At 46.8% G+C, this 17,157-nt stretch carries 23 protein-coding genes; all 23 read right to left on the bottom strand.

All coding sequences use genetic code 11. The features are described from left to right. Positions 1-3: 3 nt before the first annotated feature. Positions 4-354, bottom strand: a complete 351-nt coding sequence (gene rplR / locus RA178_RS01175; RefSeq protein WP_006083584.1) for a 50S ribosomal protein L18 — start codon at positions 352-354, stop codon at positions 4-6. 10 nt (positions 355-364) lie between these two features. Then, on the bottom strand, positions 365-898 hold the full coding sequence (gene rplF / locus RA178_RS01170) for a 50S ribosomal protein L6 (protein ID WP_105251036.1): 534 nt from the start codon (positions 896-898) through the stop codon (positions 365-367). Positions 899-908: 10 nt separating this feature from the next. Continuing rightward, entirely contained in the window at positions 909-1,301 is a 393-nt protein-coding gene (gene rpsH / locus RA178_RS01165) for a 30S ribosomal protein S8 (protein ID WP_006083586.1), read from the bottom strand. A gap of 24 nt (positions 1,302-1,325) precedes the next feature. After that, the gene (rpsN, locus tag RA178_RS01160; protein WP_006083587.1) at positions 1,326-1,631 is read right to left on the bottom strand and encodes a 30S ribosomal protein S14; all 306 of its coding nucleotides are present in this window, start codon (positions 1,629-1,631) and stop codon (positions 1,326-1,328) included. 10 nt (positions 1,632-1,641) lie between these two features. Continuing rightward, positions 1,642-2,181: a 50S ribosomal protein L5 gene (gene rplE / locus RA178_RS01155; protein ID WP_006083588.1), complete on the bottom strand. Its 540-nt coding sequence runs from the start codon at positions 2,179-2,181 to the stop codon at positions 1,642-1,644. A 12-nt stretch (positions 2,182-2,193) separates the two neighbouring features. Next, the gene (gene rplX, locus RA178_RS01150; RefSeq protein ID WP_006083589.1) at positions 2,194-2,508 is read right to left on the bottom strand and encodes a 50S ribosomal protein L24; all 315 of its coding nucleotides are present in this window, start codon (positions 2,506-2,508) and stop codon (positions 2,194-2,196) included. A gap of 11 nt (positions 2,509-2,519) precedes the next feature. Further along, complete coding sequence (gene rplN / locus RA178_RS01145; RefSeq protein WP_006083590.1) at positions 2,520-2,888, bottom strand: 50S ribosomal protein L14; 369 nt, start codon at positions 2,886-2,888, stop codon at positions 2,520-2,522. A gap of 180 nt (positions 2,889-3,068) precedes the next feature. Beyond that, positions 3,069-3,317: a 30S ribosomal protein S17 gene (gene rpsQ / locus RA178_RS01140; protein ID WP_006083591.1), complete on the bottom strand. Its 249-nt coding sequence runs from the start codon at positions 3,315-3,317 to the stop codon at positions 3,069-3,071. Then, a complete protein-coding gene (gene rpmC / locus RA178_RS01135; RefSeq protein ID WP_006083592.1) occupies positions 3,317-3,508 on the bottom strand; it encodes a 50S ribosomal protein L29 in 192 nt (63 codons plus the stop codon). Before rpmC ends, rpsQ begins: the two co-directional genes overlap by 1 nt. Next, the gene (rplP, locus tag RA178_RS01130; protein ID WP_006083593.1) at positions 3,508-3,918 is read right to left on the bottom strand and encodes a 50S ribosomal protein L16; all 411 of its coding nucleotides are present in this window, start codon (positions 3,916-3,918) and stop codon (positions 3,508-3,510) included. The genes rpmC and rplP overlap by 1 nt, the downstream gene beginning before the upstream one ends. 11 nt (positions 3,919-3,929) lie before the next feature. Beyond that, the gene (rpsC, locus tag RA178_RS01125) at positions 3,930-4,622 is read right to left on the bottom strand and encodes a 30S ribosomal protein S3 (protein ID WP_006083594.1); all 693 of its coding nucleotides are present in this window, start codon (positions 4,620-4,622) and stop codon (positions 3,930-3,932) included. A 9-nt stretch (positions 4,623-4,631) separates the two neighbouring features. After that, a complete protein-coding gene (rplV, locus tag RA178_RS01120; protein WP_006083595.1) occupies positions 4,632-4,964 on the bottom strand; it encodes a 50S ribosomal protein L22 in 333 nt (110 codons plus the stop codon). Between the two features lie 15 nt (positions 4,965-4,979). Continuing rightward, a complete protein-coding gene (gene rpsS / locus RA178_RS01115) occupies positions 4,980-5,258 on the bottom strand; it encodes a 30S ribosomal protein S19 (protein WP_006083596.1) in 279 nt (92 codons plus the stop codon). 14 nt (positions 5,259-5,272) lie between these two features. After that, complete coding sequence (rplB, locus tag RA178_RS01110) at positions 5,273-6,097, bottom strand: 50S ribosomal protein L2 (protein WP_006083597.1); 825 nt, start codon at positions 6,095-6,097, stop codon at positions 5,273-5,275. 16 nt (positions 6,098-6,113) lie between these two features. Continuing rightward, entirely contained in the window at positions 6,114-6,416 is a 303-nt protein-coding gene (gene rplW, locus RA178_RS01105) for a 50S ribosomal protein L23 (RefSeq protein WP_025008843.1), read from the bottom strand. Then, positions 6,416-7,021 (bottom strand): 50S ribosomal protein L4, encoded by a 606-nt coding sequence (gene rplD / locus RA178_RS01100; protein ID WP_113941598.1) that lies wholly within the window; start codon positions 7,019-7,021, stop codon positions 6,416-6,418. The genes rplW and rplD overlap by 1 nt, the downstream gene beginning before the upstream one ends. Positions 7,022-7,038: 17 nt before the next feature. Continuing rightward, entirely contained in the window at positions 7,039-7,677 is a 639-nt protein-coding gene (gene rplC / locus RA178_RS01095) for a 50S ribosomal protein L3 (RefSeq protein WP_006083600.1), read from the bottom strand. A gap of 30 nt (positions 7,678-7,707) precedes the next feature. Next, positions 7,708-8,019: a 30S ribosomal protein S10 gene (gene rpsJ, locus RA178_RS01090; RefSeq protein WP_006083601.1), complete on the bottom strand. Its 312-nt coding sequence runs from the start codon at positions 8,017-8,019 to the stop codon at positions 7,708-7,710. 334 nt (positions 8,020-8,353) lie between these two features. Continuing rightward, on the bottom strand, positions 8,354-9,538 hold the full coding sequence (gene tuf, locus RA178_RS01085; RefSeq protein WP_105251028.1) for an elongation factor Tu: 1,185 nt from the start codon (positions 9,536-9,538) through the stop codon (positions 8,354-8,356). 72 nt (positions 9,539-9,610) lie between these two features. Then, a complete protein-coding gene (fusA, locus tag RA178_RS01080) occupies positions 9,611-11,707 on the bottom strand; it encodes an elongation factor G (protein ID WP_006083603.1) in 2,097 nt (698 codons plus the stop codon). A 78-nt stretch (positions 11,708-11,785) separates the two neighbouring features. Then, entirely contained in the window at positions 11,786-12,256 is a 471-nt protein-coding gene (gene rpsG / locus RA178_RS01075) for a 30S ribosomal protein S7 (protein ID WP_011787570.1), read from the bottom strand. Between the two features lie 81 nt (positions 12,257-12,337). After that, complete coding sequence (rpsL, locus tag RA178_RS01070) at positions 12,338-12,712, bottom strand: 30S ribosomal protein S12 (protein ID WP_006083605.1); 375 nt, start codon at positions 12,710-12,712, stop codon at positions 12,338-12,340. 179 nt (positions 12,713-12,891) lie between these two features. Further along, complete coding sequence (gene rpoC / locus RA178_RS01065) at positions 12,892-17,109, bottom strand: DNA-directed RNA polymerase subunit beta' (RefSeq protein WP_105251033.1); 4,218 nt, start codon at positions 17,107-17,109, stop codon at positions 12,892-12,894. Positions 17,110-17,157: the final 48 nt, after the last annotated feature.

Raw genomic sequence — 17,157 nt, 5'->3', positions numbered from 1 at the left:
CCCTTAGAACTTCAGGCCAGCTTCACGAGCTGCATCTGCTAAAGCAGCTACACGACCGTGATACTTGAAACCAGAACGATCGAACGCAACTGAAGTTACGCCTTTTTCGATCGCGCGCTCAGCAACAAATTTACCTACTGCTTTCGCTGCGTCTACGTTACCGGTACTCTTCAGTAGCTCTTTAACCGCTTTTTCTACGGTTGAAGCAGCTGCCAACACCTGAGCTTCAGGATTGATCACCTGAGCATAAATGTGACGCGGTGTACGATGTACAACCAGACGGTTCACGCCCAGCTCTTGGATCTTCTTACGAGCGCGAGTAGCGCGACGTAAGCGAGATGTTTTCTTATCCATATCGCGTTACCTACTTCTTCTTAGCCTCTTTACGGCGTACTACTTCGTCGTCATAGCGAACACCTTTGCCTTTGTATGGCTCTGGTGGACGGTATCCGCGAATCTCAGCAGCGACTTGGCCAATTAACTGTTTATCAACGCCACGTAGGACGATGTCAGTTTGGCTAGGGCACTCTGCAGTAACGCCTGCGGGCAGTTTGTGTACTAACGGATGAGAGAAACCTAAAGTAAGGTCGATATCAGCACCGACGAGTTTCGCACGGTAACCAACGCCAACTAACTTTAACTTACGCTCAAAACCTTGAGATACACCAACAACCATGTTGTTTACTAATGCACGAGTTGTACCAGCCTGTGCCCAAGCGTTAACAACGCCTTCAACAGGGAGGAACTTAACTACGCCGGCTTCAATAACAACATTGACCGCATTGTTGATCACTCGAGTCAGACTACCTTTTCCGCCTTTGACGGTAAGGGTCTGTTCGTTCAAGGTCACCTCTACGCCAGCTGGAATAGATACTGGTGCTTTTGCTACACGAGACATTCCTAGCTCCTTAAGCTACGTAGCAGATAACCTCGCCACCCATGCCTGCAAGGCGGGCGGCACGATCAGTCATCAAGCCTTTAGAAGTGGACACAATTGCGACACCCAGACCGCCCATCACCTTTGGAAGTTCGTTTTTACCTTTGTAAATACGAAGACCAGGGCGACTTACACGCTGGATAGTCTCAACGACTGGTTGGCCTTGGAAATACTTTAAAGTAACTTCCAGTTCAGGCTTGGCTTCATCTGCTACGGCGTAATCAGCAATATAACCTTCATCTTTAAGTAGTTTCGCAATTGCGACTTTCAACTTAGCTGAAGGCATCTTCACTGATACGTGGTTAGCAGCTTGGCCGTTACGAATACGGGTTAACATATCCGCAATAGGATCTTGCATGCTCATATTAGCTTACTCCGTGACAAGTGCTTACCAGCTGGCCTTACGCAGGCCAGGAACTTCACCACGCATGGTTGCTTCACGTAATTTGATACGGCTTAAGCCGAATTTACGTAAGAAGCCATGAGGGCGACCAGTTTGATTACAACGATTGCGTTGACGCGCAGCGCTGGAATCACGTGGTAGAGCTTGCAGCTTAAGAACCGCATCCCAACGATCTTCGTCAGAAGAAGCTGGACTTGCAATGATAGTCTTAAGAGCCGCACGCTTTTCAGCGTACTTGGCCACGAGCTGTGCACGTTTAGCTTCACGTGCTTTCATTGATGTTTTTGCCATTACGCTACCCTTATTTCTTGAATGGGAAGTTAAAAGCGTCTAACAAAGCACGACCTTCTTCATCATTCTTCGCAGTAGTAGTGATAACAATATCCATACCACGAATCTTATCGATTTTATCGTAATCGATTTCTGGGAAGATGATCTGCTCACGCACGCCCATTGCGTAGTTACCACGGCCGTCAAACGCTTTAGCGCTTAAGCCACGGAAGTCACGAATACGTGGGATTGCGATATCGACTAAACGCTCTAAGAATTCCCACATACGCTCACCGCGTAGGGTCACTTTACAGCCAATAGGGTAGCCTTCACGGATTTTAAAACCAGCAACTGACTTACGAGCTACAGTCACAACTGGCTTTTGACCAGCGATTGCAGTCATATCACGGACAGCATGGTCCATGATTTTCTTGTCTGCAACAGCTTCGCCAACACCCATGTTCAGGGTGATTTTCTCAATCCGAGGGACTTGCATGACACTGGTATAACCGAACTTTTTAGCAAGTTCAGCGACAACAGTCTCTTGGTATTTATCATGCAGTTTCGCCATCGTTTACTCCAATTACTTAACGAGTTCACTGTTCGATTTGAAGAAACGAACTTTTTTGCCGTCTTCAAAGCGGAAACCAACGCGATCAGCTTTGCCAGTGGCAGAGTTGAAAATCGCTACATTTGATGCTTGTATCGGTGCTTCTTTCTCAACAATACCGCCAGCTACGCCCAATTGTGGGTTTGGCTTTTGGTGTTTTTTGACAAGATTGATGCCTTCAACAATCAATTTACCAGTAGGAAGGACTTGAGAAACTTTTGCACGTTTACCCTTGTCTTTACCTGCTAATACAATCACTTCGTCTTCACGACGTATTTTAGCTGCCATTTTGAAGCTCCTTACAGTACTTCTGGTGCCAGCGAGACAATTTTCATAAATTGCTCATTACGCAATTCACGTGTCACTGGTCCAAAGATACGAGTACCAATCGGCTGCAGGTTGTTGTTCAAAAGAACAGCTGCATTCCGATCGAAGCGAATGACAGAACCGTCTGGACGACGTACGCCTTTCTTAGTACGGACTACCACCGCGTTATACACATCGCCTTTCTTCGCTTTAGCGCGAGGAATCGCTTCTTTAACAGAAACTTTGATGATGTCGCCGATACCGGCATAACGACGATGAGAGCCACCCAAGACCTTAATACACTGAACTCTGCGTGCGCCGCTGTTACAAGCAACGTCAAGAGTCGATTGCATTTGGATCATTTTAAGTGCTCCGCTATCGTTACTACACAATTCCCACTATGGGACAATAAAAACACTCATTTTTGCTATTAATTTAGTCAAAAATGGCGCGCAAATATAACACCATAAAAGTGGAATGTATAGTATTAAAAAACAAACGGCCCCACATTCTGGAGCCGTTTACCTAAATACCTAATTAACTTAGGCCTTTGATACTACTTCAACCAGGGTCCAAGACTTAGTCTTAGACAAAGGACGACATTCGCGAATCGCTACTAAATCGCCTTCATTGCACTGATTCGTTTCGTCATGTGCATGGATCTTTGTCGTACGCTTAATGTATTTCCCATAAATTGGGTGTTTCACTTGGCGTTCGATAGCAACAGTAATGGACTTGTCCATTTTGTTGCTAGTTACACGACCCTGCAAAGTACGGATTTTATCAGACATTATGCACCCGCCTTAGAAGTAATAATGGTCTTAACGCGCGCAATGTTACGGCGCACCAATTTCAGTTGATTAGTCTGAGTCAACTGACCAGTGGCGTGTTGCATACGCAGGTTGAACTGCTCACGCAGCAGACCAAGTAGTTCAGCGTTCAGTTCTTCAACGCTCTTTTCTCTCAGTTCGCTCGCTTTCATTACATCACCGTCTTAGTTACGAAGGTAGTCTTAATTGGAAGCTTGGCAGCAGCCAAAGCAAACGCTTCACGAGCGATCACTTCAGAAACACCATTCATCTCATAAAGAACCTTACCAGGTTGAATCTGACATACCCAGTATTCAACGTTACCTTTACCTTTACCCATACGCACTTCAAGAGGCTTAGAGGTAATCGGCTTGTCCGGGAAAACTCGAATCCAAATTTGTCCCTGACGCTTAATGTGACGTGTCATGGCACGACGTGCAGATTCGATCTGACGTGCAGTTAAACGGCCACGGCCGACTGCTTTCAGACCAAAAGTACCAAAGCTAACTTCGGTACCGTTCGCTAGACCGCGGTTGCGGCCTTTGAACATCTTGCGAAACTTCATACGTTTAGGTTGCAGCATTGCCGGCTCTCCTATTTACCACGAGGCTTGCGCTTAGGTTGCTGCTGCTTCGGCTCTTCAATCTGTGGCAGCATTCCGTCTAGAACTTCACCTTTGAAGATCCAAACTTTAACGCCAATCACACCGTATTGGGTGTGACTTTCAGATGTAGAATAGTCGATATCAGCACGCAAAGTATGTAAAGGTACACGACCTTCACGATACCACTCATCGCGCGCAATCTCAGCTCCGCCTAAACGGCCACTAACTTGTACTTTGATACCTTGAGCACCAATACGCATTGCGTTTTGAACTGCGCGCTTCATAGCACGACGGAACATTACGCGACGCTCTAATTGCTGTGCAATAGAGTCAGCAACTAACTTGGCATCTAGCTCAGGTTTACGGATCTCAGCGATGTTAATTTGAGCAGGAGTGCCAGCAAGTTTTGACACTGCAGCACGCAATACTTCAACGTCTTCACCTTTCTTACCGATCACAACACCTGGACGGGCAGTGTGAATGGTAACGCGGATGCTTTTCGCTGGACGCTCGATAACAATCTTAGATACTGAAGCAGCTTGTAATTTCTCTACAAGAAACTTACGCACTTCCCAGTCGCTGTTCAGGTTACTTGCGTAATCTGATTTATCTGCGTACCAGGTAGAGATCCAAGGCTTGGTGATACCCAGACGGATACCATTAGGATGTACTTTCTGTCCCATTGCTCTCTCCTAGCGATCTGATACAACCACAGTAATGTGGCTGGTACGCTTCATGATACGATCAGCGCGGCCTTTAGCACGTGGCATGATACGCTTCATAGTTGGGCCTTCATCTACGAAGACGGCTCCGACTTTAAGCTCATCAATATCCGCGCCTTCGTTGTGTTCGGCGTTTGCGATAGCTGAGTCAAGTACTTTTTTAACCAGTACGGCGGCTTTCTTGGGGCTGAAAGTCAAAATTTCGAGGGCCTTAGCAACAGGCAATCCACGAATTTGATCAGCAACCAGACGGGCCTTCTGCGCAGACGTACGGGCAAAACGATGTTTAGCTAAAACTTCCATCTTATTCCTCCCGTATTAACGCTTCTTCGCTTTCTTATCTGCAGCATGGCCGCGATAAGTGCGAGTTGGTGAAAATTCACCAAGTTTGTGGCCGATCATTTCGTCAGTTACGAACACAGGAACGTGCTGACGACCATTATGGACAGCGATGGTCAAACCAATCATATTTGGAATGATCATAGAGCGACGTGACCAAGTCTTAATAGGCTTTTTGTCACCGGCTTCCATCGCTTTCTCTACCTTCTTCAGCAAGTGCAGGTCAATGAAGGGACCTTTCTTGAGAGAACGTGGCATGGCGAATCCTCTTACTATTTATTACGACGACGTACGATGTACTTGTCAGTGCGCTTGTTACTACGAGTTTTATAACCCTTAGTTGGCACACCCCATGGAGTCACTGGGTGACGACCACCAGAAGTACGGCCTTCACCACCACCGTGTGGATGGTCTACTGGGTTCATTGCAACACCACGCACTGTAGGACGTATGCCTCTCCAGCGCTTAGCACCTGCTTTACCTAACTGGCGTAGCATGTGTTCGGCATTACCAACTTCACCAAATGTCGCGCGGCAATCAACTGGCACTTTACGCATTTCGCCAGAGCGAAGACGTAGAGTGGCATATGCGCCATCACGAGCAACAACTTGTACATAAGCACCTGCAGAACGAGCGATCTGAGCACCTTTACCAGGTTTCATTTCAACTGCGTGAACTACAGAACCTACTGGGATGTTGCGCAGTGGCATAGCGTTACCGGTTTTGATCTCGGCAGCAACACCAGACTGGATCTTATCGCCAGCTTGCATGCCTTTGGCAGCAAGAATATAACGACGCTCACCATCCGCATACAATACTAACGCGATGTTAGCAGTACGGTTTGGATCGTATTCCAGACGCTCAATCTTTGCAGGGATACCATCTTTATCGCGTTTGAAGTCGATTAGACGATAATGCTGCTTATGACCACCACCTACGTGACGGACAGTGATACGGCCAGTATTGTTACGGCCACCACTTTTAGATTTTTTCGCCAACAAGCCAGCAAAAGGTTTACCCTTGTGCAGGTCAGTGTTCACCACTTTAACTACGTGGCGACGACCTGGAGAGGTTGGCTTACACTTAATAACTGCCATGATAATTCTCCTTTGCTTACTCAGCGCCGCCGACGAAATCGATGTCAGCACCAGCAGCTAGAGTCACATAGGCTTTTTTCCAATCGCTACGACGACCAGTACGGCCACCAGTGCGTTTAGTTTTGCCTTTGCTCACTAAAGTGCGAACTGAATCAACTTCAACTTCAAATAGCTTAGCAACAGCAGCTTTAATTTCAGCTTTAGTTGCATCGATAGCTACGCGGAAAACAACAGTGTTGTGCTTCTCAGCGTTCACAGTGCTCTTTTCAGAGATATGTGGAGCGAGAATAACTTTTAGCAAACGTTCTTCGCGGATCATCATGCTAGCATCTCCTCGATTTGCTTCACTGCGTCAGCAGTCACAAGCACAGTGTTGAAGGCGATCAGACTCACTGGGTCTAGACCCGCTACATCACGAACGTCAACCTTGTACAGGTTACGAGCTGCTAAGAATAAGTTCTCATCAACTTCTGCAGTCACAATCAGAACGTCTTCAAGGTTCATTGCTTTCAATTTAGCTTTCAGCTCTTTAGTTTTAGGAGCTTCAACACCGAAAGATTCAACAATAACCAAACGCTCTTGACGTACCAATTCAGACAGAATGCTTCTCAGCGCGCCGCGGTACATCTTTTTGTTAACTTTTTGGCTGTGATCTTGGGTTTTAGCAGCGAATGTTACGCCACCGCCACGCCAGATTGGGCCTTTAACAGAACCAGCACGAGCACGGCCAGTTCCTTTTTGGCGCCAAGGCTTTTTGCCTGAGCCAGTTACTTCCGCACGAGTCTTTTGAGCACGAGTGCCCTGACGCGCGTTTGCAGCGTATGCTACAACTACCTGATGAACCAGTGCCTCGTTAAAGTCACGGCCGAAGGTAGTTTCGGAAACTTCAAGAGCGCTTTGCGCGTCTTTCAATACCAATTCCATTACTATCTCCTCAGACCTTAAGCTTTAACGGCAGGCTTGATAATCAAGTCGCCATTGGTAGCGCCAGGAACAGCGCCACGGACTAGTAGCAGGTTACGCTCAACATCTACACGAACAACAACTAGATTTTGAGTAGTAACACGCTCGGCACCCATATGGCCTGACATTTTTTTGCCTTTGAATACGCGACCAGGCGTTTGGTTCTGACCGATAGAACCATTCGAGCGGTGCGACAAAGAGTTACCGTGAGTCATATCTTGAGTACGGAAGTTCCAACGCTTAACGCCGCCTTGGAAGCCTTTACCTTTTGATTGACCAGTAACATCAACTTTCGCTACGTCTGCGAAAATATCAACATTTAGCTCAGCACCAACTTCAATGCCCTCGCCTTCACCGTCTACCAAACGCATTTCCCACAAACCACGACCGGCTTCAACGCCGCTCTTGGCAAAGTGACCTGCTTCTGGTTTAGTGATGCGATTGGCTTTTTTGGTGCCAGTTGTAACTTGAAGTGCACGGTAGCCGTCAGTTTCTAAAGTTTTCACTTGAGTAACACGGTTTCCTGCAACTTCAATTACAGTAACTGGTATTGAAACACCATCTTCAGTGAAGATGCGAGTCATACCAACTTTACGACCAATAAGACCGATAGCCATCTCTCAAACCTCTTCTTACTAGGATCTCAATTAACCCAAGCTAATCTGTACGTCGACACCAGCCGCAAGATCTAAACGCATTAACGCGTCAACAGTCTTTTCAGTTGGCTCTACGATGTCAACCAGGCGCTTGTGTGTACGTAATTCGTACTGGTCACGAGCATCTTTATTAACGTGCGGAGAGATCAAAATGGTATAACGCTCTTTGCGAGTAGGTAGTGGAATTGGACCACGAACCTGCGCGCCTGTACGCTTAGCAGTTTCAACGATTTCCGCTGTAGACTGATCAATTAAGCGATGATCAAATCCCTTTAAGCGGATACGGATTCTTTGGTTCTGCATTGACCAGAGCTCCTAAAATGGACATATAAAAAATCACCCTCTAGCTTCTTCAATATAGAAAAGCAGAGCGAGATGATTTAACCGTTCGACTCCCAATCGGAGCCGCTATGATAATGATTAACTTCAGCGACTAATCATTTAATTCGTCAACCTAAGTCGACGAGGGGGCCATTATACCTATCTAAATCCGGATATCAAGCCCGCTGTGTAAATAGTCATCAAATAACTATTTAACTTCAGAGTGGCGAGCATTTTACACAAATTTGTAAATAAAACCAGCCCTTAAATAAAAAAGGAAGCCGAAGCTTCCTTTTCAAACTAATTTCTATCGCAATTAAGCGATGATTTTAGCTACTACACCAGCACCAACTGTACGACCACCTTCACGGATTGCGAAGCGTAAACCTTCGTCCATCGCGATTGGGCAAATCAGAGTCACTACCATTTTGATGTTGTCGCCAGGCATTACCATCTCTACGCCTTCTGGCAGTTCGATAGTACCGGTTACGTCAGTTGTACGGAAGTAGAACTGTGGACGGTAGCCTTTGAAGAATGGAGTGTGACGTCCGCCTTCTTCTTTTGACAGAACATAAACTTCTGATTCAAAAGTCGTGTGTGGGTTGATTGAACCTGGTTTAGCCAATACTTGACCACGTTCTACGTCATCACGCTTAGTACCACGTAATAACACACCACAGTTCTCGCCTGCACGACCTTCGTCAAGCAGTTTACGGAACATTTCTACACCAGTACACGTTGTTTTAGTCGTTGTGCGAACACCAACGATTTCAACTTCGTCACCCACTTTAACAATACCACGCTCAACACGACCAGTAACTACTGTACCACGGCCTGAAATTGAGAATACGTCTTCGATTGGCAGTAGGAACGGCTTATCGATGTCACGTTGTGGTTCTGGAATGTAAGAATCCAGTGCTGCGGCTAATTCAAGGATCTTAGCTTCCCACTCTGGTTGACCTTCTAGGGCCTTCAGAGCTGAACCTTGGATTACTGGTAAATCATCACCTGGGAAATCGTATTCTGACAGAAGTTCACGCACTTCCATTTCAACCAATTCCAGTAACTCTTCGTCATCTACCATGTCACATTTGTTCATGAACACGATGATGAAAGGTACGCCAACCTGACGAGAAAGCAGGATGTGCTCACGAGTCTGTGGCATTGGACCGTCTGTAGAGGCAACTACTAGAATCGCGCCGTCCATCTGTGCAGCACCAGTGATCATGTTTTTAACATAGTCAGCGTGGCCTGGGCAGTCTACGTGTGCGTAGTGACGTGAAGGCGTGTCATATTCGATGTGAGAGGTATTGATCGTAATACCGCGCTCACGCTCTTCTGGAGCGTTATCGATTTGAGAGAAGTCTTTAGCTTCGCCACCGTAGGTCTTAGCCAGTACGTGAGAGATAGCTGCAGTCAGTGTGGTTTTACCATGGTCAACGTGACCAATGGTGCCCACGTTTACGTGAGGCTTAATACGTTCAAATTTAGCTTTTGCCACGATATATTCCTTTCTTTTCAGAATAGTCCAGTCAGTGCTGGACCATAATAACATTTATGTCGTAACTGGATATTAGCTACGAGATTCAATAATCGCTTTTGCAATGTTTTGCGGTGCATCAGAGTACTTCAAGAACTCCATAGAGTATGAAGCGCGACCCTGTGTAGCAGAGCGCAAATCAGTTGCATAACCAAACATTTCAGAAAGAGGCACTACAGCATGGACTATTTTGATGCCACCAAAGCCATCATCCATCCCTTCAATCAAGCCACGACGACGGTTCAAATCACCAACGACGTCACCCATATAATTTTCAGGGGTAGTTACTTCTACTTTCATGCAAGGTTCGAGCAACGCCGGATTCGCTTCAAGCGCACCCTTTTTGAAGCCCATAGAACCTGCAATTTTGAACGCCATCTCGTTCGAGTCCACATCATGATATGAACCATCGAACAGAGTGACCTTCACGTCCAACACAGGGAAGCCAGCGAGAACGCCATTCTTCATCTGTTCTTGGATACCTTTATCAACCGCAGGAATGAATTCACGAGGAATCACACCTCCCACAACAGCATTGACAAATTCGTAACCAGCGCCTTCTTCATTAGGCTCTAGTTTTAACCAAACGTGACCGAATTGTCCACGACCACCTGATTGGCGTACAAATTTACCTTCAGCTTCTACTGAAGCTCGGATAGTTTCGCGGTAGGCCACTTGTGGCTTACCTACGTTACATTCAACACCGAATTCGCGACGCATACGGTCGACGATGATGTCTAAGTGTAACTCACCCATACCCGAAATCAGAGTTTGTGATGATTCTTCGTCAGTTTCAACTCGGAATGATGGATCTTCCGCTGCAAGCTTTTGCAACGCGATACCCATTTTGTCCTGGTCGGCTTTTGACTTAGGCTCAACGGCAATGGTAATTACTGGCTCAGGGAACTCCATACGTTCCAAGATCACTCTATGATCGTTATCACAAAGCGTATCACCCGTAGTCACTTCTTTTAGGCCAATCGCCGCTGCGATATCACCAGCACGGACTTCTTTCAGTTCAGTACGATCGTTTGCGTGCATTTGCACCATGCGACCTACGCGTTCACGCTTCTGTTTGACAGAGTTGTAAACGCCCGAACCTGATTCGAGTACGCCAGAGTACACGCGAATAAAGGTCAAAGTTCCTACGAATGGATCTGTAGCAATCTTAAATGCCAATGCAGCAAAAGGCGCATTGTCATCTGATGGGCGTTCTACTTCTTGGTCGTTCTCATCGATGCCCTTAATTGGAGGCACATCAATTGGCGCTGGCAAGAATTCAATAACCGCATCAAGTACCGCTTGAACGCCTTTGTTCTTAAATGCAGAACCACAAGTCGCTAAAACGATTTCATTATTTATAGTACGCTGACGTAGCGCCTTTTTAATTTCGTCTTCTGATAGCGTGCCTTCTTCAAGGTACTTATCCATCAGTTCATCCGAAGATTCGGCTGCCACTTCAACCAGATACTCATGCATTTCAGCCGCTTTAGCTGCTAACTCTGCAGGGATCTCCTCATAAGTGAAAGTCATACCCTGGTCTGATTCATTCCAGTTAATTGCTTTCATCTTGATTAAGTCGATCACGCCTTTGAAGTTTTCTTCTGCACCGATATTCAATTGAATAGGCACACAAGTGGCTCCAAGACGAGTTCTAATTTGCTTCACTACACGTTCAAAGTCTGCACCTGCACGGTCCATCTTGTTGATAAATACCAAACGTGGAACGCGGTATTTATCAGCTTGACGCCACACTGTTTCTGACTGAGGTTCAACACCAGATGAACCACAGAAAACGACAACAGCACCGTCGAGGACGCGCAGAGACCGTTCAACTTCAATAGTAAAGTCAACGTGACCAGGGGTATCGATGATATTGATGCGGTGTTCAGTGAATTGAGCATCCATACCACGCCAGAATGTGGTTACCGCAGCCGAGGTGATAGTGATACCACGCTCTTGCTCTTGAACCATCCAGTCTGTGGTAGCGGCGCCGTCATGCACCTCACCGATTTTATGAGACAAACCGGTATAGAACAGAACACGTTCTGTTGTGGTAGTTTTACCTGCGTCAACATGAGCACAAATACCGATATTACGATAACGCTCAATTGGGGTTGTACGAGCCACGATTATACCCTCTCCACCAAGACCTAAGTCTTGGCAATATCAACAACTATGGTGTGGGCCTAAGCCCACACCATCATATTACCAACGGTAATGAGCAAAGGCTTTGTTAGCTTCAGCCATGCGATGCACGTCTTCACGCTTCTTAACAGCAGTACCTTTGTTTTCAGACGCATCCAGCATTTCACCTGCCAGACGTAAAGCCATAGATTTTTCACCACGCTTACGAGCAGCTTCAACTAACCAGCGCATCGCCAGTGCGTTACGACGCACAGGACGAACTTCACATGGTACCTGGTACGTAGAACCACCAACGCGACGAGATTTAACTTCGACTGATGGGCGAACGTTGTCCAGGGCTGCTTCAAGGATAACTAAATGGTTTTCGCTTTTCTTTTCAGCGACAACATCTAGTGCCTTGTAAATAATTTTTTCTGCAGTCGACTTTTTGCCGTCTTGCATAATGACGTTGATGAACTTAGCCAGCAACTCACTGTGAAACTTTGGATCTGGTAGGATTTTACGTTGTCCTACAACGCGACGTCTTGGCATAACAATTCTCCGTATGCTTCAGGGATTTCCAAAACTGGAATTCTCAAAATAAAACTAGCTTGGCCTTACTTAACGGATAAGTTAAGACTTAGGACGCTTAGCACCGTATTTAGAACGGCTTTGGCGACGTGAAGTCACGCCTGCACAGTCTAATGCGCCACGAATAGTGTGATAACGCACACCTGGTAAGTCTTTAACACGACCACCACGGATTAAGATCACGCTATGTTCCTGCAGGTTGTGGCCTTCACCGCCGATGTACGAAGTTACTTCGAAACCGTTAGTTAGACGCACACGAGCTACTTTACGTAGTGCAGAGTTAGGTTTTTTAGGGGTAGTAGTGTACACACGTGTACAAACACCACGTTTTTGCGGGCACGCATTCAACGCAGGCACGTTAGTCTTGTCGACTTTTGGCGCGCGTGGCTTACGTACCAACTGGTTTACAGTTGCCATGTATAGCTCCGAGTCAGTTGAATCAAACTCAACGATAAGGTGTGAAAAATCTATATCCCACAATGGTGGGACGCGGAATTTTAGAAAGGTAATGCCTGACTGTCAAGAAATAGCCAACTTTTGCGGCATATTACAAGAAAAAAGGCGCCATAGGCGCCTTTTTATAACAAACTTATTACTTAATCTTGGCTACCAGCCAAGTTTAAGAGATCGGCCAAGTTCTGTTCGGCTTCACTTGCAGTGATCTTGTTCACTACTACAGGTTCGTTTTTCTTCGCACGCGCTTCATTACGAGTCTTGTGATAAGCGTAACCAGTACCGGCTGGGATCAGTCGGCCAACGATAACGTTTTCTTTCAGACCACGTAATTGATCGCTCTTACCACCTACGGCGGCTTCGGTCAGTACGCGCGTAGTTTCTTGGAACGATGCTGCTGAGATAAAGGATTCTGTTGCCAGAGATGCTTTAGTAATACCCAGTAGTTCACGTTCAAAGGTCGCAGGCACTTTACCTTGGGCGATCAGTTCGCGGTTAGCGATCTTCACGCGTGACACTTCAGCTTGTTCCCCTTCGAGGAAGTCAGTGTCACCGGCAGAAGTGATAAGACACTTACGCAGCATCTGACGGATGATCACTTCGATATGCTTATCGTTGATCTTCACGCCTTGCAGACGGTAAACGTCCTGTACTTCGTTCACAATGTAGTTTGCTACGTTGTGGATACCACGAAGACGCAGAATGTCGTGTGCCGCTTCTGGACCGTCAGCGATAACTTCACCACGTTCGACTTTTTCACCTTCGAACACGTTTAAGTTACGCCACTTAGGGATCATCTCTTCATAATGATCGCCGCCATCAGCAGGTGTAATCACCAAACGACGCTTACCTTTGGTCTCTTTACCAAACGAGATGGTACCAGAGATTTCCGCCAGAATAGCAGGCTCTTTTGGCTTACGCGCTTCGAACAAGTCAGCAACGCGTGGCAGACCACCGGTGATGTCGCGAGTTTTGGACGATTCCTGAGGAATACGAGCTAATGCGTCACCCACGTTGATTTGCGCGTTATCTTCTAAGTTAACGATCGCACTACCTGGTAAGAAGTATTGTGCTGGTACTTCAGTACCTGGGATCATCAAGTCAGCACCATTAGCGCCAAGCAGACGGATCATTGGACGCATTTCTTTACCCGCAGTACCACGCTGACCAACGTCAAGGATCACGATTGATGACAGACCCGTTAGTTCGTCTGTTTGACGTGTCATAGTGACACCATCAATCATGTCGACGAACTTGATACTACCCGCCACTTCAGAAATGATTGGGTGAGTATGTGGATCCCAGTTAGCGATAACATCGCCCGCTTCAACAGCCGCTTCTTCTAGTTTCTCGAGCACAGTACCGTATGGCACTTTATAACGCTCTTTCTCACGACCCAGCTCGTCAATAACAGCCAGTTCAGAAGAACGAGAAACGATAACCAGTTTGCCGTCACTGTTAGTCACATGCTTAGCATTATGCAGTTTCAATGAACCCGAGTTTTTCACTTGGACATTGTTTTCTGCAGACGCTCTAGATGCCGCACCACCGATGTGGAACGTACGCATCGTTAACTGTGTACCTGGTTCACCGATAGATTGTGCTGCCACAACACCGATGGCTTCACCGTGGTTAATAATATGACCACGAGCCAAGTCACGACCGTAACAAGCTGCACACACACCGAAATCGGTATCACAAGAAATAACAGAACGTACAATCACTTCGTCGATTGAATGCTCTTCTAACTTGTCACACCATGCTTCGTCGAGTAGCGTGTTACGTGGTGCTAATACGTCTTCAGTGCCTGGATAGAACACATCAATCGCAACCACACGACCCAGTACGCGTTCACGTAACGGCTCAACCACATCACCACCTTCAATCAGCGGTTTCATGGTTAGACCTTCGTGAGTACCACAATCGTCTTCGATAACCACTAAATCTTGTGCAACGTCTACAAGACGACGAGTCAGGTAACCCGAGTTCGCTGTCTTCAATGCCGTATCGGCTAGACCTTTACGCGCACCGTGAGTAGAAATAAAGTACTGGAGTACGTTTAGACCTTCACGGAAGTTAGCGGTAATTGGCGTTTCGATGATTGAGCCGTCTGGCTTAGCCATCAGACCACGCATACCCGCCAACTGACGGATCTGTGCGGCACTACCACGAGCGCCTGAGTCAGCCATCATATAGATGCTGTTAAACGAGGCTTGTTTCTCTTCAACACCATCACGGTTAATCACTGTCTCAGTTGACAGGTTTTCCATCATCGCTTTAGAAACTTTTTCGTTGGCACTAGCCCAGATATCGATAACTTTGTTGTAACGCTCACCGGCTGTGACTAGACCAGATTGGAACTGCTCTTGAATTTCAAGAACTTCCGCTTCTGCATCAGCAACTAAGGTGTATTTCTCGTCTGGAATAACCATGTCATCGATACCTACAGAGGCACCAGAGATGGTTGCAAAACGGAAACCGGTATACATCAATTGGTCAGCGAAGATAACAGTATCTTTCAGACCCAGTTGACGATAACAGGTGTTCAACAGTTTAGAGATCTGCTTTTTGCCCATGTTCTGGTTAACCAGATCAAATGACAAACCTGCTGGCAGAATAAGTGACAGCAAAGCACGACCCACAGTCGTATCAACGATACGGCGTTGTTCAGTGCGCTCACCATCGTCACCAATAATGGTTTCAGTGATACGAACTTTAACGCGGGCATGCAGTTCAGCAGCGCCAGTTGCGTAAGCTTTTTCAACTTCAGCAACAGACATAAATGCCATACCTTCACCACGGCCGTTAATACGCTCACGGCTGGTGTAGTACAGACCCAATACCACGTCTTGAGACGGGGTGATAACAGGCTCGCCGTTGGCTGGTGACAGGATGTTGTTGGTAGACATCATCAGGGCACGGGCTTCAAGCTGCGCTTCCAGTGTTAACGGTACGTGTACCGCCATTTGGTCACCGTCGAAGTCGGCGTTGTATGCCGCACAAACGAGTGGGTGTAACTGGATCGCTTTACCTTCAATCAGTACAGGTTCGAACGCTTGGATACCCAGTCTGTGCAGTGTTGGTGCACGGTTGAGCATCACTGGATGTTCGCGGATCACTTCATCCAGAACGTCCCATACTTCTGCCACTTCACGCTCAACCATCTTCTTAGCCGCTTTGATGGTAGTAGCTAAGCCACGACCTTCTAGCTTGCCATAGATGAATGGCTTGAACAGTTCCAGTGCCATCTTCTTAGGAAGACCACATTGGTGCAGACGTAGAGTAGGACCTACGGTAATTACCGAACGACCAGAATAGTCGACGCGCTTACCCAACAAGTTCTGACGGAAACGACCTTGCTTACCTTTGATCATATCAGCCAAAGATTTCAGAGGACGCTTGTTAGAACCGGTAATAGCACGACCACGACGACCGTTATCTAATAGCGCATCAACAGACTCTTGTAACATACGCTTTTCGTTGCGTACGATAATGTCTGGCGCAGCTAAATCTAACAGACGCTTCAAACGGTTGTTACGGTTGATCACGCGGCGATACAGGTCGTTAAGATCTGAAGTCGCGAAGCGGCCGCCATCGAGCGGAACCAACGGACGTAAGTCAGGTGGTAACACAGGCAGTACTTTTAAGATCATCCACTCAGGCTTGTTGCCTGAAGTGTAGAATGCTTCCATCAACTTAAGACGTTTAGTCACTTTCTTGCGACGAGTCTCAGAGTTGATTGAAGGCAATTCTTCACGCATTTGTTCGATTTCTTTCGCTAAATCGATAGCACGTAACAGTTCAAGTACTGCTTCGGCACCCATTTTAGCTTCGAACTCATCACCGTATTCTTCTAATGCATCCAGATAAGTTTCTTCTGTCAGCATTTGGCCACGTTCAAGGCTGGTCATGCCAGGCTCGATCACGACAAATGATTCAAAATACAGTACGCGTTCGATATCACGCAGCGTCATATCCAGCATTAAGCCAATACGTGACGGCAGTGATTTTAAGAACCAAATGTGCGCAACTGGGCTAGCCAGTTCGATGTGACCCATACGCTCACGACGTACTTTCGTTTGGGTTACTTCAACGCCACACTTTTCACAAATAACACCACGGTGCTTCAAACGTTTGTACTTACCGCACAAACATTCGTAATCTTTGACTGGGCCAAAGATACGCGCACAGAACAGACCTTCACGCTCAGGCTTGAAGGTACGGTAGTTGATGGTTTCTGGCTTCTTAACTTCACCAAAAGACCAAGAACGGATCAGATCAGGCGATGCCAGACCAATTTTGATGCCGTTAAATTCTTCAGTCTTGCTTTGCTGTTTCAGAAACTTTAATAAGTCTTTCACGTTTCTCTCCTGAAGGAGTTAAACCGGGTGCTCCGCTTGCACGGAGCA

The sequence above is a fragment of the Shewanella oncorhynchi genome (assembly GCF_030848765.1).
Taxonomy (GTDB): Bacteria; Pseudomonadota; Gammaproteobacteria; order Enterobacterales; family Shewanellaceae; genus Shewanella; species Shewanella oncorhynchi.
Note: the sequence above shows the minus strand (reverse complement) of the source record. Positions and strands in the feature narration are given on the sequence as shown.

Coding starts and splice junctions, on each gene's coding strand:
- rplR (WP_006083584.1), bottom strand. CDS start 354: ATGGATAAGAAAACATCTCGCTTACGTCGCGCTACTCGCGCTCGTAAG.
- rplF (WP_105251036.1), bottom strand. CDS start 898: ATGTCTCGTGTAGCAAAAGCACCAGTATCTATTCCAGCTGGCGTAGAG.
- rpsH (WP_006083586.1), bottom strand. CDS start 1,301: ATGAGCATGCAAGATCCTATTGCGGATATGTTAACCCGTATTCGTAAC.
- rpsN (WP_006083587.1), bottom strand. CDS start 1,631: ATGGCAAAAACATCAATGAAAGCACGTGAAGCTAAACGTGCACAGCTC.
- rplE (WP_006083588.1), bottom strand. CDS start 2,181: ATGGCGAAACTGCATGATAAATACCAAGAGACTGTTGTCGCTGAACTT.
- rplX (WP_006083589.1), bottom strand. CDS start 2,508: ATGGCAGCTAAAATACGTCGTGAAGACGAAGTGATTGTATTAGCAGGT.
- rplN (WP_006083590.1), bottom strand. CDS start 2,888: ATGATCCAAATGCAATCGACTCTTGACGTTGCTTGTAACAGCGGCGCA.
- rpsQ (WP_006083591.1), bottom strand. CDS start 3,317: ATGTCTGATAAAATCCGTACTTTGCAGGGTCGTGTAACTAGCAACAAA.
- rpmC (WP_006083592.1), bottom strand. CDS start 3,508: ATGAAAGCGAGCGAACTGAGAGAAAAGAGCGTTGAAGAACTGAACGCT.
- rplP (WP_006083593.1), bottom strand. CDS start 3,918: ATGCTGCAACCTAAACGTATGAAGTTTCGCAAGATGTTCAAAGGCCGC.
- rpsC (WP_006083594.1), bottom strand. CDS start 4,622: ATGGGACAGAAAGTACATCCTAATGGTATCCGTCTGGGTATCACCAAG.
- rplV (WP_006083595.1), bottom strand. CDS start 4,964: ATGGAAGTTTTAGCTAAACATCGTTTTGCCCGTACGTCTGCGCAGAAG.
- rpsS (WP_006083596.1), bottom strand. CDS start 5,258: ATGCCACGTTCTCTCAAGAAAGGTCCCTTCATTGACCTGCACTTGCTG.
- rplB (WP_006083597.1), bottom strand. CDS start 6,097: ATGGCAGTTATTAAGTGTAAGCCAACCTCTCCAGGTCGTCGCCACGTA.
- rplW (WP_025008843.1), bottom strand. CDS start 6,416: ATGATCCGCGAAGAACGTTTGCTAAAAGTTATTCTCGCTCCACATATC.
- rplD (WP_113941598.1), bottom strand. CDS start 7,021: ATGGAATTGGTATTGAAAGACGCGCAAAGCGCTCTTGAAGTTTCCGAA.
- rplC (WP_006083600.1), bottom strand. CDS start 7,677: ATGGCTATCGGTCTTATTGGTCGTAAAGTTGGTATGACTCGCATCTTC.
- rpsJ (WP_006083601.1), bottom strand. CDS start 8,019: ATGCAGAACCAAAGAATCCGTATCCGCTTAAAGGGATTTGATCATCGC.
- rpsG (WP_011787570.1), bottom strand. CDS start 12,256: ATGCCAAGACGTCGCGTTGTAGGACAACGTAAAATCCTACCAGATCCA.
- rpsL (WP_006083605.1), bottom strand. CDS start 12,712: ATGGCAACTGTAAACCAGTTGGTACGTAAGCCACGCGCGCCAAAAGTC.